Annotated in this window: 14 protein-coding genes and 1 pseudogene; 7 read left to right on the forward strand and 8 right to left on the reverse strand. The window is 40.9% G+C overall.

What is annotated here, in order from left to right; all coding sequences use genetic code 11:
• Positions 1-99: 99 nt before the first annotated feature.
• The 4 genes from bioD to coaD form a co-directional block, all read right to left on the reverse strand.
• Positions 100-870, reverse strand: a complete 771-nt coding sequence (gene bioD / locus QL982_RS12645) for a dethiobiotin synthase (RefSeq protein WP_290165564.1) — start codon at positions 868-870, stop codon at positions 100-102.
• 50 nt (positions 871-920) lie between these two features.
• The gene (gene bioA, locus QL982_RS12650; protein WP_290165566.1) at positions 921-2,249 is read right to left on the reverse strand and encodes an adenosylmethionine--8-amino-7-oxononanoate transaminase; all 1,329 of its coding nucleotides are present in this window, start codon (positions 2,247-2,249) and stop codon (positions 921-923) included.
• Positions 2,250-2,304: 55 nt separating this feature from the next.
• Positions 2,305-2,553, reverse strand: coding sequence for a YfhL family 4Fe-4S dicluster ferredoxin (locus QL982_RS12655; RefSeq protein ID WP_021814308.1), 249 nt, complete (start codon positions 2,551-2,553; stop codon positions 2,305-2,307).
• Positions 2,554-2,659: 106 nt separating this feature from the next.
• A complete protein-coding gene (coaD, locus tag QL982_RS12660) occupies positions 2,660-3,178 on the reverse strand; it encodes a pantetheine-phosphate adenylyltransferase (protein WP_290165570.1) in 519 nt (172 codons plus the stop codon).
• A 243-nt stretch (positions 3,179-3,421) separates the two neighbouring features.
• Here coaD and smpB point away from each other — a divergent pair, with 243 nt between their 5' ends.
• Entirely contained in the window at positions 3,422-3,898 is a 477-nt protein-coding gene (smpB, locus tag QL982_RS12665) for an SsrA-binding protein SmpB (RefSeq protein ID WP_290165573.1), read from the forward strand.
• 230 nt (positions 3,899-4,128) lie between these two features.
• Here the strand turns inward: smpB and rarD are convergent, their stop codons facing one another.
• The gene (gene rarD, locus QL982_RS12670) at positions 4,129-5,151 is read right to left on the reverse strand and encodes an EamA family transporter RarD (RefSeq protein ID WP_290165575.1); all 1,023 of its coding nucleotides are present in this window, start codon (positions 5,149-5,151) and stop codon (positions 4,129-4,131) included.
• A 256-nt stretch (positions 5,152-5,407) separates the two neighbouring features.
• Here rarD and QL982_RS12675 point away from each other — a divergent pair, with 256 nt between their 5' ends.
• The 6 genes from QL982_RS12675 (at position 5,408) to QL982_RS12700 (ending at position 13,250) form a co-directional block, all read left to right on the forward strand.
• Entirely contained in the window at positions 5,408-5,875 is a 468-nt protein-coding gene (locus QL982_RS12675; protein WP_290165577.1) for an Lrp/AsnC family transcriptional regulator, read from the forward strand.
• 284 nt (positions 5,876-6,159) lie between these two features.
• Positions 6,160-6,948 (forward strand): hypothetical protein, encoded by a 789-nt coding sequence (locus tag QL982_RS12680; protein WP_290165579.1) that lies wholly within the window; start codon positions 6,160-6,162, stop codon positions 6,946-6,948.
• Between the two features lie 445 nt (positions 6,949-7,393).
• Entirely contained in the window at positions 7,394-8,740 is a 1,347-nt protein-coding gene (locus tag QL982_RS12685; protein WP_290165775.1) for a hypothetical protein, read from the forward strand.
• Between the two features lie 364 nt (positions 8,741-9,104).
• Positions 9,105-11,576 carry a YgiQ family radical SAM protein gene (locus QL982_RS12690; protein ID WP_290165773.1) on the forward strand — a complete coding sequence of 824 codons (2,472 nt, stop codon included), beginning with the start codon at positions 9,105-9,107 and terminating at the stop codon, positions 11,574-11,576.
• Between the two features lie 325 nt (positions 11,577-11,901).
• Positions 11,902-12,312 (forward strand): hypothetical protein, encoded by a 411-nt coding sequence (locus QL982_RS12695; protein ID WP_290165771.1) that lies wholly within the window; start codon positions 11,902-11,904, stop codon positions 12,310-12,312.
• 401 nt (positions 12,313-12,713) lie between these two features.
• Entirely contained in the window at positions 12,714-13,250 is a 537-nt protein-coding gene (locus QL982_RS12700; RefSeq protein ID WP_290165968.1) for a hypothetical protein, read from the forward strand.
• A gap of 15 nt (positions 13,251-13,265) precedes the next feature.
• On the opposite strand, the gene QL982_RS12705 is transcribed toward QL982_RS12700, so the two are convergent.
• The 3 genes and pseudogenes from QL982_RS12705 to QL982_RS12715 form a co-directional block, all read right to left on the reverse strand.
• On the reverse strand, positions 13,266-13,610 hold the full coding sequence (locus QL982_RS12705; protein ID WP_290165970.1) for a hypothetical protein: 345 nt from the start codon (positions 13,608-13,610) through the stop codon (positions 13,266-13,268).
• Positions 13,611-13,818: 208 nt separating this feature from the next.
• Positions 13,819-14,364 (reverse strand): RNA 2'-phosphotransferase, encoded by a 546-nt coding sequence (locus tag QL982_RS12710; protein WP_290165972.1) that lies wholly within the window; start codon positions 14,362-14,364, stop codon positions 13,819-13,821.
• A 397-nt stretch (positions 14,365-14,761) separates the two neighbouring features.
• Positions 14,762-15,722: pseudogene (locus QL982_RS12715) on the reverse strand (hypothetical protein); the annotation flags it as partial.

A 15,722-nucleotide genomic window follows, 5' to 3' on the forward strand; every position in this document is an offset into this window, starting at 1 on the left:
AATCTAGGGAGTAAGTCATTGTCGTTTATAGTGATAATCATTTAGTTGATTTATTTTATAACATTTTTAAAGTCAGCTTACTATAGCAGTACAAATAGCTCAAATAAAACCTTCGGGCAAAGATAAATAATCATTTTCTGACAGCGTTTCGGCATTAAGCATTTCAGTATTAAGCATCTCTGTATTAACAGACATTTGGTTTTTTAGAGCTGGTATCTGTATCCAATGAGCCTTAGGATAATTTGCAGCTAAATAATTTTGTAAAAAATCCACAGTGCTATTTGCAATCTCGGTATCCGTATTGTCAGCATCGTCATGGATATGATTATAAATAACGCTATGTACAGATAATCCACGGGCTTTTATCGCTTCTAAACTCAGTAATGTGTGATTGATACTGCCCAAACGACCAGAAGTGACCAAAATAATGGGATAACCTTGAGTGGCAACATAATCTAAAATTAATAACTGCTCCGTTATTGGTACGAGCAATCCACCAGCACCTTCTAGTAATACCAAGTCGTACTCAGCTTGCAATCGTTTGGTGGCATTAGTAATCCGTTCAGGATTTAGCACTTCCCCTGACAATCGAGTGGCTAAGTGCGGTGATGCAGGCTTTTCATAGCGATGAGCGCAAGTGGTAAAATCAAGATCACATGGCTGTAGCGGAATATCCATTAATTGACGATGCGTCATGATATCGTCAGCAATGCCCATCTCGCCAGTATTGGCATTCATCGTCACACCAGTCTGCACCAACTTTTGAGTGATGACGTTGACGCCTTGCTGCATCAATGATTTGGCAATGATGCCAGTGGCATAAGTTTTACCGATATCAGTATCGATACCTGAGACAAATAAAACACTCATAGCACACCTTATACAAGAAATTGACTGGCCTATAATGCAGGGAGTTTTTGCTAAACATCACTATTCAAAGCTGAGTTTGATGCTTGCGTCAGATAAATTGTCACTACATGTAGTAACGATTGGCATAAGGTCACAAGTTCAGTATAGATAATGACATAAGGCGGCATGATATACACCAATCTTCCAAATGGTCTGACCCAGATACCGTTCTCAATCAATAAGGACTGAAAAATAGGCATATCAACAGCGTCATGTAACTCAATGACGGCGACTGCACCCAAACAACGTACTTCTGCAACGCCTTCTAATAATGCGGCGGGTGCTAGCTGCTGCTCCATCGTGCGCTGCATGTTTGCAGTACGCGCTTCAATATCATAAGACATAATCAAATCAATAGAGGCACAAGCAACCGAACAAGCAAGTGGGTTGCCCATAAATGTAGGGCCATGCATCAGTGCGGGATAGTCGCTATTATGAATGGTATCGGCAATTTTTCGGGTACATAACGTTGCGGCAAAGGTCATATAGCCACCCGTCAGCGCCTTGCCAATCGTCATGATATCAGGGCTGATATCAGCATGCTTACATGCAAACAACTTACCACTACGACCAAAACCCGTGGCGATTTCATCCGCAATCAATAGCACATCGTGCGCATCGCACAGTTGACGCAGCAGTTGCAAATACTCAGGACTGTAAAAACGCATACCACCTGCGCCCTGAATAATCGGCTCAATAATAAAACCTGCCAGCTTATCGCTGTGCTCATCAAAAAATGCTGTAAGGGCAACGCGATCAGATTCTGTTAAAGCCCGCTCAAATCCCAACGGTGGTGCTGCGACAAAATGCTGCGTTGGTAATTGCTTGCCATATAGGCTATGCATGCCGTTAATAGGATCACAAACACTCATGGCATGCCACGTATCTCCGTAATACCCTGAATGGGTTGATGCAAACTGCTGCTTGTTTGGGCGCTTGGCAGCTACTTGATATTGTAACGCCATTTTTAGGGCCACTTCTACCGCGATACTGCCACTGTCCGCATAGAAAATTGCATCAAGTCCAGCAGGTACAATAGACAGTAATTTTTTGCCCAAATCTATCGCTGGCTGATGGGTTAACCCACCGAACATCACATGCGCCATTTTACCCAATTGCTCGATAATAGCGGCGTTCAGTTTGGGATGATTATAGCCATGAACGCTCGCCCACCATGACGACATGCCATCGATAAGGCGCGTACCGTCTTCGGTAATGATATAAATACCTTCGGCACGATCAATAACGATATTTGGATAAGTAGGTGGCAGGCTGGCATATGGGTGCCAGAGGTGTTGCTGGTCAAAATCGCTCGTTATCTGGTTTGCATTTATCGTCATTACATTGTTCCTAAAGCGCTTCGAACCCAAATATTATCAATAGCGTATGAGCTACTTATTGACCCGTAATGCGTTTGTATTTAGACAACAAATCGCTTTCTGTCTCGACATGATTGGGATCATGAGGGATGCAGTCAACGGGACAAATAACCACACACTGCGGCTCATCAAAATGCCCGACGCACTCGGTGCATAAGTCAGGGTCGATGACATAAATATCATCCCCTTCTGAGATGGCTTCATTTGGGCAGGCAGGCTCGCACACATCGCAATTGATGCATTCATCAGTAATTAATAACGCCATAAACTGCTCCTTATATTTTACTTATAGCACGCGTAGCTGACCGCCCTACTATGATAAGTGGCTATCAGCACGTATATTGTTTATTCAATGCCTGTGCTTGAATCTATTATTTCAGAGTCAATTTTTCAGCAAAAGCTTGCGAAACACAAGGTGGGACAAACTTATTCACATCCCCGCCAAGTTTGGCAATTTCACGAATCATCGTAGATGAGATAAATGAATAATTCTGAGATGGGGTCAAAAATACTGCTTCAAAGTTTTCATCCAGCTCACGATTCATATTGGCCAGCTGAAACTCGTACTCAAAATCTGACATCGCTCGCAAGCCGCGCAATACTGCCGTGGCGTTTTTTTCACGCATAAAATCAACGAGCAAACCTTCAAAGCCAACGACTGATACTTGCGGTAAATCGGAAAATACCGTCTCGACTAAGGTGACGCGTTCTTCAAAATTAAACAAAGGCTTTTTGTGATGTCCTGAGGCAACCGCAATAACGACTTCATCAAATAGCTTGGTGGCGCGTGTGACCAAGTCCACATGGCCATTAGTAATAGGATCAAAGGTACCAGGATATAGGATTCTGGTGTGGAGCTTTGAGGAATTAGGAGAAGTAGATTGGCTCATAGCTTGGCTAATATGGTCGGTAATAGTAGGCTATATGCTAGCAAATTTTGCTCAAACTTAATACTTATCTGCTACATTTGTCCTAACAGCTGACTTACATTTTTACCAGAGGCTTTGCTACAATGGTTGGTTCGACTCATCCCTCTTATATTTTCAGTACAAGACACCCTAAATAAATGGGTTGGGATGAGGAATTATAGGTGAGGACACGATGTTGTTCTTAGAAATCCTTACGAGGAAACCATGTCAAAGAAATCAAAAAAACCTGAGAATCAGATTTGCGCCAATAAAAAGGCGCGCCATGAATACTTTATTGAGGAATCGTTTGAGGCGGGTCTTGCTCTACAAGGGTGGGAAGTCAAAGCCATCCGTGCTGGTAAGATGACCATTACCGAAGCGTATGTGATATTTCGCAATAACGAAGCTTTCTTATTTGGCTCACACATTCAGCCACTACTGTCGAGCTCAACGCACGTCAGTCCCGATAGTATCCGTACGCGTAAGCTGCTCCTTAATCGCCGTGAAATCGAAAAACTATCTGGGGCAATCAACCAAAAAGGCTATGCGTGCGTGCCGTTGTCTTGCTACTGGAAAAACTCACTGGTGAAATGCCAAATTGGCCTTGCTTTGGGTAAAAAACAGCATGACAAACGTAAAACATTAAAAGATCGCGATTGGGAACGTGATAAGCAGCGTGGTTTTAAACAACATTTAGATTAATACAGTCAAATCCACTATAGAGGTGTTACAGCGTTAACATCGTTTGAAGTATGTTATATACATCTGCGCTCAGTTGCCTTGTAGCACCTCTACATTGAATTGACGATAGCTCTCTTAAACGAAGCCAGTTTGATCTAATACAAAAATGGACGATTCAGCATTATGTTGAATCGTCCATTTTTATTTATCTTTTATTTGTCCTTAATTTAGTTAGCAAATGACTCGCTTTCTTACGAGATCGGCTCTTTTGCCAAAGATTGTATATTTCTACGAGCTTGGCGTAATTGACGAATGCCATGAGCAATCAAGCAGGCAATGCCGACCCAAATCAAACCGTAGCTATAAATCATCGCTGACTCAAATGGGTTTCCTAACACGGTGATCGCTAAGACAAACAATAGCGCAGGCTCCAAATAACTCATCATGCCATAAACATTGACAGGTAGCATTTGACTGGCATCAACGTTGGTTTTCATCGCCCACACGCTTAACACACCCAGCCCAGCGATCATCATGATAAAAAACGCAGAGCCACTCACCAACGCCAAGCTACTCGGGGCAAAGAAAAATAAGTAGCCCAAAGCAAAGGGCGCACATATCGTCAAATCAACCAATAATCCAGTCACCGCCCCGATTCCCTGCAACCGGCGCAAAATGTAATACACAGGATAAGTCCCGCAAACCCATAGCGTCGCCCACGATATACTCTGCGTACGTACAATCTCGCTACCCACTCCTAATGCTGCAAAGCCTACTGCTAACCACTGTAATCGGCTTAACTTTTCGCCAAATAAGATACAGCCAAATACCACCATCATCAATGGAAATAGAAAATAACCCATTGCTGTTTGGACGCCTTGCCCATTGACTGGTGCCCACATAAATAGCCAAAACTGGCTGAGAAATATCGGCGTGGGCAATAGCAACCAAGCCCATTGCTTAGTGCCTTTTAGAACTCTTAACGGTTCAATATGCAATCCCAAGCGGCCACTGATAAGTAAATATCCAAGCAGTACAACCCACATCGCGAGCATACGCCAAATAAATACCTGGGTCCCTGACAATGGCGCTAAAAAACTGCTGTACGCATAAAGCACACCAAATAAGACATTGGATAATATGGCAAAAGAAACCCCTAATATGACTGTGCGCTGTTGTGCGTTGCCCGCTGTCCAAATCGCAGGCAAAGGCAGACGTGAGACAGTCGCTGCTAGTGTATTTGCGAAGACAGTAGAAAGCATGGGAATAGACATAAACGCACCGTAAGTTTAGGGTTTGTTGAACATTAGACAACCAGCTATTAGCTTTTATTTATTATGGCTAAGCTTTGATTGTTAGACTTTGATGAATAGCGTCTATTTTACGGAGCAACGATGAGATATTATTTCTATATAAAGCCATTTATAAATAAATTTATCTTTCTAGATACCTAAATATCAATAATTTCTTATATTTCTATATATAGTGATAAGAAAACCAATAAGCATAGCTTCTAGAGGCAGGGAAACAATGAATCAAGGGTTAGATGATATAGACAAAGCAATTTTAAATTTACTACAGGACGATGCGACCTTGCCATTAAAGACAGTGGCAGAAAAAACACATGTTTCTATTGCCACGGCTCAGCGGCGCATCCAAGCATTGATAAATAACGGCGTGATTACCAAGCAGGTCGCTATTGTCGATCCTAACAAGGTTGGCTACGGACTTACCGCCGTGGTGATGATAGAAATGGCACGCTCCAATACGTCGATGCAGCATCGGTTTGAGCGTCTAATGCATACGCAGCCACAAGTGATGAGCTGCTATGAAGTATCGGGAGATGCGGATTTTATGTTGATGATCAATGCCAAAAATATGATCGACTATCATCGTTTTACTACAGGATTGCTTACCTATGAGAATAATGTACGCAATTTTAAGAGTCAGTTTGTCATGAATTTTACCAAAAGCGGGACAAAGATTTTGCTCGATTAGGACATATCCTTAATTCAATCGACTGTCTTTTAACTGGGCTATTTTCCTCGTTTTACGGCAATTTATCGCATTTTTATCACCATTTCTAGAATGAGGATACGCCCTAGCCGTCTTAATACATACGGCTTGTTTATTGCTTAGCCGATGAATAAACCCATTATTAAGCCAATCATGAGTAGATAAGCCATGCTCAAACCATGTAATATACCAACGAAAGTTTGGATAATAAACACACCTTAAACAAAGACTCAATAGTCAATCAACGATAGACAAGGAACCAGAGCATGACGCAACCTAAAGGTACATCTTCTGATACGCTAAAAAACACCAACCGTATCTATAGTCATCAACGTACTTCTGCATTACCAACCAGATTCAACTCAAAAACAGTCATTATGGGTATCTCACTGGCAGCCTTGTTAGCGACCTCAGGCTGTGCCACCAGCTCATTATTAGACAATGATAACTATACTCGCACGAGCACGACGAAGAATGTACTATCGGAAGATCAAATTGTCGCTTTTGGTCGCCCTGCACAGGCATTGCCAAAAATGCCGAATGCAACCATGGTAATCGTCGGTGAAAAAAACAGCTATGTACTGACCCAAGGCGGGACAGAGATGGTCAGCTTGTTAGGCAGCTTGACGCCCAAAAACATTCAAGTTAATAATGATATGAGCTTTTATGTGCCCAATAACGATGGTTATTTTCAGGGAGAAATGAAGCTTTCTTATGCCAAGTTAAAGGATGAATTTAAGCGTTCAGATTACCAATTATTTTTGCAAAATAATGGCAAAGAATGTACCTCTGCCAGTGATCAGCGCATCAATGCCCAGCGTTTTTGTTTTAGTGTCCCTGTCAAAGGTGCCATCTATCCACCAGTCAGTAACTTAAGCTTAATTCAGTCAAATTATCGTCCTTTAACCAAGCCTTATATGGTCAGTTTTTATTCACAAACCACACAGAACCACGTATCTAGTAATGGCGCAAATACGGCGCAAAAACTGGTTTTATTGCCCTTTGCCCTTGCTTTTGATGTGGTGACGTTCCCATTACAGTTATTAGAACAGTAACTCTTCATACTAGGGCGTGTCCTCAATTCAAACGAGTGTTCTCTAAATGAGCTAAAAATAGCTAAAAATAGCTAAAAATAGCTAAAAATAGCTAAATTTTGCCAAACATCGTCAAATAGTTGGTCAATATCTCGATATTATCTGCACTATTTTCCTCGTTTGACGGCAATTTATCTCATTTTTATCACCATTTTTAAAATGAGGACACGCCCTAGCGACTGTCTAAATCAAGAAGGTTTCTAATTTTTAGAAACCTTTTTACTTATAGATTATCTCATGCTATCAATAACTTATCGCTAGTCACTTGTGCTTTGGCTATTTATGATTCATGTTGTGATTTGCACAATAGGATATAGTTATAACAATGCCTCCTTTAATATTTTTAACCTATCAATATTACTAGGACACATCTTCACTAATACCTAACCATAAACTGGATTTTGTTGTGTCACCTTCCAAATTAAAATATATATCAACTTCTGTTTTCATGCTTATTCTAGTGCTATTACCGTTGATTTTTAAAGCCTGTGAATACATTGATACGATGTCAAAAAGCCAATTTGCAATTATAGATGTTATAGATGAGCCATTGAACCCTACTCTTGAGATAATTGATGAGCCTAAACACATTGCTGTAAATCATTTTGTAGCGGCTATCAAAGATGATGGGACGTTATGGACTTGGGGTTTCAATGAAGGTTATCTTAGGAATGATGAAAATAAAAGTAATCGGATAGATGATACAGTCCCTTATCAGGTCGAAGGAATTGATGATGCTGTTGCCGTTGTTACAGAAGGTTTAGGTGTTTTTGCACTGCTCAAAGCAGATGGTACAGTATGGGCATGGGGGCGAGTAGGAAGTACCGATATAATAGTAGACCCTGATGATGACTCGTCTACTATTAGAGATCTGCGCCAGATTAAAGGAATAAATAATGTTGTGGACATTGCCATTGACGATGACAATTTGGTATTTCTAACCCAACAGGGTGATGTTTATATGATGGGCAATAACACTGCTGGCTGGGTTAATGGTGACTTGACCCAAGAGATTCTAGAAACGCCCACCAAAGTTCCTAATTTAACGGATATTATTCGTATAGAAATAAGTGGTAAGCTGCTATTAGCTCTTAATAGAGATGGTGAGTTATATTCTACTGGTGTCTCAACATACAGATTAGGTAGAATAGCAAATGCTCCAAAACTCGCCAATAGCGACTTTCGTATGGCTAATAAAGTCGTATTACCAGAAAAAGTCGTGGACTTTGTTGCATCCGTTAGGCCACCTATGGCATTGCTAGAGGATGGAAGTGTTTGGATATGGGGTAAGCAGAAAAACTTAACCATGAAAGAAACAACCTTAAAAGGTCTCTATATTGATCTTAATAATGAATTTACTGAAGAGAACGTATCTAACGGTTTGGTCGATGAAGCTTTATTGCCAGTGAAACATGAACTACTTCATAAGGTTATTAACATTGATGAGAATCAAGCAGTCACTGAAAATGGGAACTTATATGTATGGGGTAGCTACCTAAATACGACTAAAACTAAAAGTGACTACGAGTCTAACACCACACAGTTTAGAAAACCTCGTTTGATTAAAAAGAATGTTGATCCCGTACAATTATATTATAGTCGTTACGTATCAGCCGTAATTATGAAAAACGGTAGCGTTTATTTTTGGCATTCGAACATGTCAGGAGAAAGAGGTACTGGTGAAATAGTGGATGGAGAGATGACTGATGATTATATATTTACGCCTGAAAAGTCCATATTTACTACCCATTGAGCCGTTATATGATACTACTCACACGCCGATATATATAAATTAATGAGCAGCGCTGTATAGACAGTGAATAGTTCCACTTGCCTTTGTAATACTCGCGATTTTTCATCGATTAAGTGAATTCAGGATCTAACTATTGGTGATTGGAACCCACCTTATACCTACGCTAAAAATCTTCTTCTTTGACTCATCTTATATCATTAGATTATTCCACACTATCAATAACTTATCCTAAACCACCTAACTCATAATGAGTCGCATCATGAGTGCAATTCATGTTAAAATGAGCACTTTTAAATAAGCCGTTAATATTTTTAATAAATAACGGCTTTTTTTAGTGCCATTTTTCTAATTAACAGGTCCGCTCATGTCTGCCGATACCATCGCCCGCACTGCCTTTAAACAAGGCACTAAGCCACTTTATGATTATGACAAACACTGGGCGAGCTGCTACGAGCCGGCGCCTTATCTGCCGATGAGCCGCAAAGAGATGGACGATTTGGGCTGGGATGCTTGTGATGTCATCATCATCTCAGGCGACGCTTATGTCGATCATCCAAGCTTTGGTATGGCCATCATCGGTCGCTTACTAGAGTCACAAGGCTTTCGTGTTGGTATCATTGCTCAGCCAGATTGGAAGAGCAAAGACGCCTTTATGGAACTGGGCAAGCCTGTCTATGCTTATGGCGTGACCGCTGGCAACATGGACAGCATGATCAACCGCTATACGGCGGATCGTAAAACCCGTAGTGATGATGCCTACTCTCCTGGCAACGTGGCAAACAAACGCCCTGACCGCGCCGCTATCGTCTATAGCCAGCGCTGCCGTGAAGCTTATCCTGATGTGCCTATTATCTTGGGCGGCATCGAAGGTAGCTTGCGCCGTATTGCTCATTATGACTATTGGTCAGACAAAGTCCGTCGTAGTATCTTGCTGGATGCTCGTGCTGATGTCTTACTATATGGTAATGCTGAGCGTGCCATCGTCGATGTGGTACATGGTCTGTCTAAAGGCTATAGCTTTGAGCAAATGAGCAAGCTGCGTGGTACGTCATATCTATTGACGCCAACACGCCGCCATTGGCAAGATGGTATGACCGAAGTTGCCAGTAACGATGTCGATACGGTCGGGCGTGTCGATCCAATCATCAACCCATATGTCATGACCGAAGACGTTGATCAATGCTCAATCGAGCAAGATAAACCATCTGACTCGCCTGTTGGGCAAGCCATGTCCTCCATGTCATCGCAGTACTCTTCACAATATCAGGGCTTTGTCGCAGAACCTGTCGCCAATAAAATCATCAACGCTGAACAAGTGGACGAAGAGACGCAAGTGGTGCAAATGCGCGGCTTTGATAAGCCGATGACCGCACGTAAGCACAAGATAAAAATGCCACCACGTGAAAAGACTGTCATTCGTCTGCCTGACTATGAGCATGTCAAATCTGACCCAGTGCTTTATGCACATGCTAGCCGTATATTGCATCTGGAGACCAATCCAGGTAACGCCCGTGCGCTCGTACAGCGTCATAGTAGCGGTGCTGGTAACTCTTATACTTCTATCGATGTTTGGCTCAATCCACCACCGATTCCACTCTCAACAGAAGAGATGGATTACGTGTTTGACTTGCCGTATGCACGTCTACCACATCCAAGCTACGGCGATGCGCGCATCCCTGCTTATGACATGATCAAGTTTTCAGTCAATATCATGCGCGGTTGTTTTGGTGGTTGTACATTCTGCTCGATCACTGAGCACGAAGGTCGTATCATTCAGAGCCGTTCAGAAGATTCTATCTTGCGCGAAGTAGAAGCGATTCGTGATACTGCACCCAACTTTACGGGTGTGATATCTGACCTTGGTGGCCCGACTGCCAACATGTATCGTCTTAGCTGTAAAGATGAAACGATTGAGAAGAACTGCCGTAAGCCGTCTTGTGTCTATCCTGATGTTTGTGAAAACCTAATCACCGATCACAGTAATTTGACCAAGCTATATCGCAAAGCGCGTGATATCAAAGGCGTGAAAAAAATCCTGATTGCCTCAGGCTTGCGTTATGACTTGGCAGTGAAAGACCCTGAATACGTCAAAGAATTGGTCAGCCATCACGTCGGTGGTTATCTAAAGATTGCGCCTGAGCATTCTGAAGAAGGCGTGCTATCGAAGATGATGAAGCCTGGCATGGGCAGCTATGATAAATTTAAAGCCATGTTTGAGCAGTACAGCCAAGAAGCAGGCAAAGAGCAATATCTGATTCCTTACTTCATCGCTGCCCATCCGGGTACCAAAGATGAAGATATGATGAACCTTGCCCTTTGGCTCAAAAGTCATGGCTATCGCGCTGACCAAGTACAGGCCTTTTACCCAAGCCCAATGGCGACCGCGACCACCATGTATCACACGCATAAAGATCCGCTACATAAGGTCAGTCGTAGTGAAGGTGACATGGATATCGTCAAATCTGGTAAACAGCGCACATTGCACAAAGCATTCTTGCGCTATCATGATCCAAAAAACTGGGTATTATTGCGTAAAGCTCTACAGGATATGGGCCGTAGTGACTTGATTGGTAAAAATCGTGGTTGCTTGATTCCACCATTCAATGCCCATCTAGAAGGGCGTGATGCCGCGCAAGACAGCTATCAGTCAGCGCGCAAAAAGAACAGTCGCCTTGGCAATGATTCAGTGAAACGCAGCAACAACTCGTCAAACCATAGCGCATCAGCTAAAGGTGCTGCGAGCAAAAATGTCGTCAGCAAAAATACCAAAAAGCGCGTTAGTAAAGGTAACTTCCAAACTCAGCATACGGGTCTGCCACCGCGCAAAACCAAGTAGCGTTGATGATATAGAAAGGCATGCTCAATTCAGAGCATGTTAAGTAAAACAAAAAAGCGTCTATCAACCACTTGTTGATAGGCGCTTTTTTATGTGCCAATTTATACAGGATTGACTATAGTCGTAGATTTCAAGATCAGCCCCTCTTACTTTTCACCGTGCTTCAGATGATAAGTTACATTAGACAGCGGTTGGGTAACGAAGCTAACAGGTAACAAACAATTTCTAACATTGCCATGGTCAGTTTTCGCTACTATAACCCTCATAGGCTAAACGCATCATTAAAAACAATCAGATGACACCAGTAATACTTTTGGAGAACCCCATGAAAACAATAACTAAAATTGCAACCACCCTACCAGTCCTTGCTCTATTGAGCGCTTGTGCAACTACCGCACCGACTACCCCAGATGCCACTGATACGCCAGTTCCAGAAAAAGTAACTGCTGCCTATGATCGTATGGCGCCAGCACCGTACACCTGTACCGATGACAGCAAAATCATGGCAAAGCAATCTATCAATAAAGAACAAGTGATGCTCAATGCTACCCTACCAAAAGTGAAATGGGCAGAGCAGCCAATCATCCTAAACGGCGAAGCAAAAGGCGATGTCGCAAGCTATGTGAATGACTCAAACCCAGAAGTCATCTATGCATGGCACATGAAAGAAGACAAAGGCATCTTCGCTATCAAATGGGCAGATGGTACAGAATATAACGTCAGCTGCCAAATCTAGTAAAATAATCATAAGCAGAAAGCGCTAGGGCGTGTTCTCAATTCAATCGATAGTTATCTAAATGGGTTAAAAATGGCTAAATCTTGCCAAACGGTGTCAAATAGCTGACTAATATCTCGATATTATCTGCACTATTTTCCTTGTTTGACTGCAATTTATCTCATTTTTATGACCATTTTTAAAATGAGGACACGCCCTAGTACACATTAAACAGTCATCATAAGGTGGCTCTTTTTTTGTGCGCATTTTTATACAATCTGCCTATTTATATAACCTACCTATCTTATGGGTGTTGGTATAACAATCGTTTGTTTACCGCATTTCTCTAGAGAACCATAACGAAAGCTGTCAAAATAGCGCATATATACAATACGATGATGATCAATCAAGAGGATACGTCGATGGTTAAGCGCTTAATGAGTACATTGATAATTACGACGGCCAGTGTGTGGGCGTTAACAGGTTGTGGCAACAGTGCTGAGACGCCTGACCAAACCTCTGAAGCTACTGTCACGACCGCAGAAAGTTCAGAAGTAGCGGAGAATACTGTCGACTGGTCTCTAGTCGCGAGCGGTGAAGCACCTGCTGATATCACCAATTATCCGTATCCGTTTGCGCTCGATAGTCAAAATGTACAGGACTATGCGGATTACTTTAAAGTGGATAAGACTACGGCGCAGCATAATCTGACGGTGAGCATGGCAAGTAATGAGGCACTATCAAAAGCCTTGGATCAGCTGAGTGAGACCTATGTCTCGCATGAGCTAACCGATAGCAAAGACATGACGCTTGTCATTCATACCACGCCCGATGTCGCTGCCAGTCGCTATGACTATGTGCTGTCTGATGACTTTGCAAAAGGACTGATATTGCCGATTGAAATTAAACCAGATGGTAAAAAAGGTGATGTGAAAGGGCATGGTGAGATGGCGGAGTAGAGATTAAAATTGATACTAATCATTCATATATGATGTATCAGATACTTGTCCATTCTCTTCATAATTAACAAAACAGGTCGACTTCCCCATGGTTTTAGTATCGTATATCAAGATTTTGGATTGAATGTTTTCTGAATATTCAAAATTATTGTCGTCAGCTTGTTGTTTGATATGTTGTATTAAATCACCTTTGTTAATGGAATCACAAAAATTCTGCATTTTTTTAGGATAATACGTAAAGGCAAAAGCAGTATATAAGAAAGCACAAGTCATAACTATTGTGATGATACTTCCAGCATAAAGCAGCAGGTTTTTCATCATATTGCCCAATTTTTTTATCAAAAAAGCTATCTTTTGCATTGCTCTAATTACCTAAAAATTTATGCTAACTAATCAGCGTATTTCTTGTGGGAGGTTTATTACAAACTGTCACGGACTCCACAGCGTGACTTACATGACTTAGGCAGAGTCTCAGACCTGAATAAAGATAGATTAGGGCGCAAAAGCACTTACTACACTGAGTCTCTCACTCTCAGCATTCTTGTTTATCAGGAGATTACTATTCATACTATTTATGGATAGCGATATACGCTGGTGGCACTGTCGAAGTAAGCCAAACATCATTCTCCGCTTGATAAAACTTATAGCCCTCTTTTTGCATTTTACGGCTATCAATACTTAATACAACAGGCTTGCCATAGCGCATGCCTGTTTTTATTGCGGTATCATAATCTTCCGTCAAATGGACATATTGCCTTTTTTGAGATATGAGCCCTTCATTATTGATACTTTCTATAAAACGTTGAGCCGTACCATGAAGTAAGTTTGCAGGAGGCGTTGTTTCTTTCAGATTCAAGTCTACCGTCTTTAAAGAGTGACCCTGCACAGCTCTTATATACTGATCATCTTTAGAAATTGAAAAACGGCCTTTCTTATCACTTTCTACGATAGAATGAATTTGCTCTAACGTAATATTATTGCCTGATGTATTGGCTAATTGAATCAGCTCATTGATATCAGCCCATCCGTCACTGTTAAGTACCAGACCTATGGAGTCAGGCTCATGTCGCAAAATATAGCTTAAAAACTTACTGGTTTCGGTATTATTTTTCATGAGTATTTTTCTATAGTAATATTTACGCTTATACTAACACTTATTCTCAACTATCCTAGTTTGACAGTACGCTCTCACAAGCGATAAAAAAAGTTATAATTGAATAACACGACATTTCTTAGATATAAATTGGGTACAAAATAAAAATATTCGAATCAATATCAATAAGCCCAGAATATTTAATCTAACTGATATACCCATTATTCATACCACGCCTGATATCGTTGCCAGTCGCTATGATTATGTGCTGTCTGATGACTTCGCTAAAGGACTGGTACTATACTACCTATCGTGATTGTGCCAGATGGTCAGAAAGGTGATGTGAAGGCGCATAGTGAGATGGTGGAGTAGAGATTTATAGGGTGCGCCTCGCGCACCCTATAAATGCTAGAGAAGATTAAGTCTGACGATATGGGTTTTTTGATAGCTCAATCTTTACATTTGTATCGCAAAGTAATTTTGCTAAGTAAGGTTGGTATTGTGTGGCAGCAGGAGCAATATAAATTTTATCAAGATTTGACTTTACATCTGCTTCATATTCAACGTATAGAAACCTTCCAAAATCAATTTTAACTTTAGGATCTTTAAGCGAGGTTATGTATATCATTCGACATTCCTGCTCTTCTTGAAAAGCAGAATGCTTAATGAGATACTTTAAAGGTAAAATTATCTCTTCAATTAAATCTTTATGTTTTTTGAAATCTTTAACATTATTTTCCTTAATATCATTATAGATATCTTTTAATATATTCAAAGATCTATCAATACTAATAGTTTTACTTTCAATATCTACCTTGTATTGCTGCCATCTTTTTTCAGCCTCTATACTAGATTTAAATTCTCGATAAAAAGTCAATTTATTTCGCTGCGCTATTTGTATGTAGCCTGACATTGGCTCAACATATATACAACGCATGATTGGTTTTTTCTCTAGCTTATCATTAGGATTGATTTTTTTGTCACTGCTTTTAATATCAATACTATGAGCTGTACTAGATTGTGTATTTTTACTACCTGTTTTTTCTAAAGTAGATAAAAAAGAAACCCCATCAAAAAAACTTTTAGGTTGAAAAAACTCTCTTCTAAACACAAGACTGATACCAGATGCTTCTAAATTATCCTTTTTTCCATATAATCTAAATTGGTTTAGGCTATCGTGATTAAACGTGAAGCAACTAATAAATGTATTAAAATCTTCATCAAAGTCTGGTGAATAGAAATTTTGCTCCTGACCATGATTAAGATAACTCTCAAGTAACTTTCCCTCACTTGGATCATTTACATTATTGATCGTATTTAAACGAAAAGAACTAGGTACTTTATCCTTTCCTTCACTATTTATTAATAAATTTGTAGTT

This window comes from Psychrobacter sp. 5A.1, from assembly GCF_030407455.1.
Lineage (GTDB): Bacteria > Pseudomonadota > Gammaproteobacteria > Pseudomonadales > Moraxellaceae > Psychrobacter.

Bases quoted from the DNA above. Each gene is read 5' to 3' on its own strand.
- bioD (WP_290165564.1), bottom strand. From the start codon at position 870: ATGAGTGTTTTATTTGTCTCAGGTATCGATACTGATATCGGTAAAACT.
- bioA (WP_290165566.1), bottom strand. From the start codon at position 2,249: ATGACGATAAATGCAAACCAGATAACGAGCGATTTTGACCAGCAACAC.
- QL982_RS12655 (WP_021814308.1), bottom strand. From the start codon at position 2,553: ATGGCGTTATTAATTACTGATGAATGCATCAATTGCGATGTGTGCGAG.
- coaD (WP_290165570.1), bottom strand. From the start codon at position 3,178: ATGAGCCAATCTACTTCTCCTAATTCCTCAAAGCTCCACACCAGAATC.
- smpB (WP_290165573.1), top strand. From the start codon at position 3,422: ATGTCAAAGAAATCAAAAAAACCTGAGAATCAGATTTGCGCCAATAAA.
- rarD (WP_290165575.1), bottom strand. From the start codon at position 5,151: ATGTCTATTCCCATGCTTTCTACTGTCTTCGCAAATACACTAGCAGCG.
- QL982_RS12675 (WP_290165577.1), top strand. From the start codon at position 5,408: ATGAATCAAGGGTTAGATGATATAGACAAAGCAATTTTAAATTTACTA.
- QL982_RS12680 (WP_290165579.1), top strand. From the start codon at position 6,160: ATGACGCAACCTAAAGGTACATCTTCTGATACGCTAAAAAACACCAAC.
- QL982_RS12690 (WP_290165773.1), top strand. From the start codon at position 9,105: ATGTCTGCCGATACCATCGCCCGCACTGCCTTTAAACAAGGCACTAAG.
- QL982_RS12695 (WP_290165771.1), top strand. From the start codon at position 11,902: ATGAAAACAATAACTAAAATTGCAACCACCCTACCAGTCCTTGCTCTA.
- QL982_RS12700 (WP_290165968.1), top strand. From the start codon at position 12,714: ATGGTTAAGCGCTTAATGAGTACATTGATAATTACGACGGCCAGTGTG.
- QL982_RS12705 (WP_290165970.1), bottom strand. From the start codon at position 13,610: ATGCAAAAGATAGCTTTTTTGATAAAAAAATTGGGCAATATGATGAAA.
- QL982_RS12710 (WP_290165972.1), bottom strand. From the start codon at position 14,364: ATGAAAAATAATACCGAAACCAGTAAGTTTTTAAGCTATATTTTGCGA.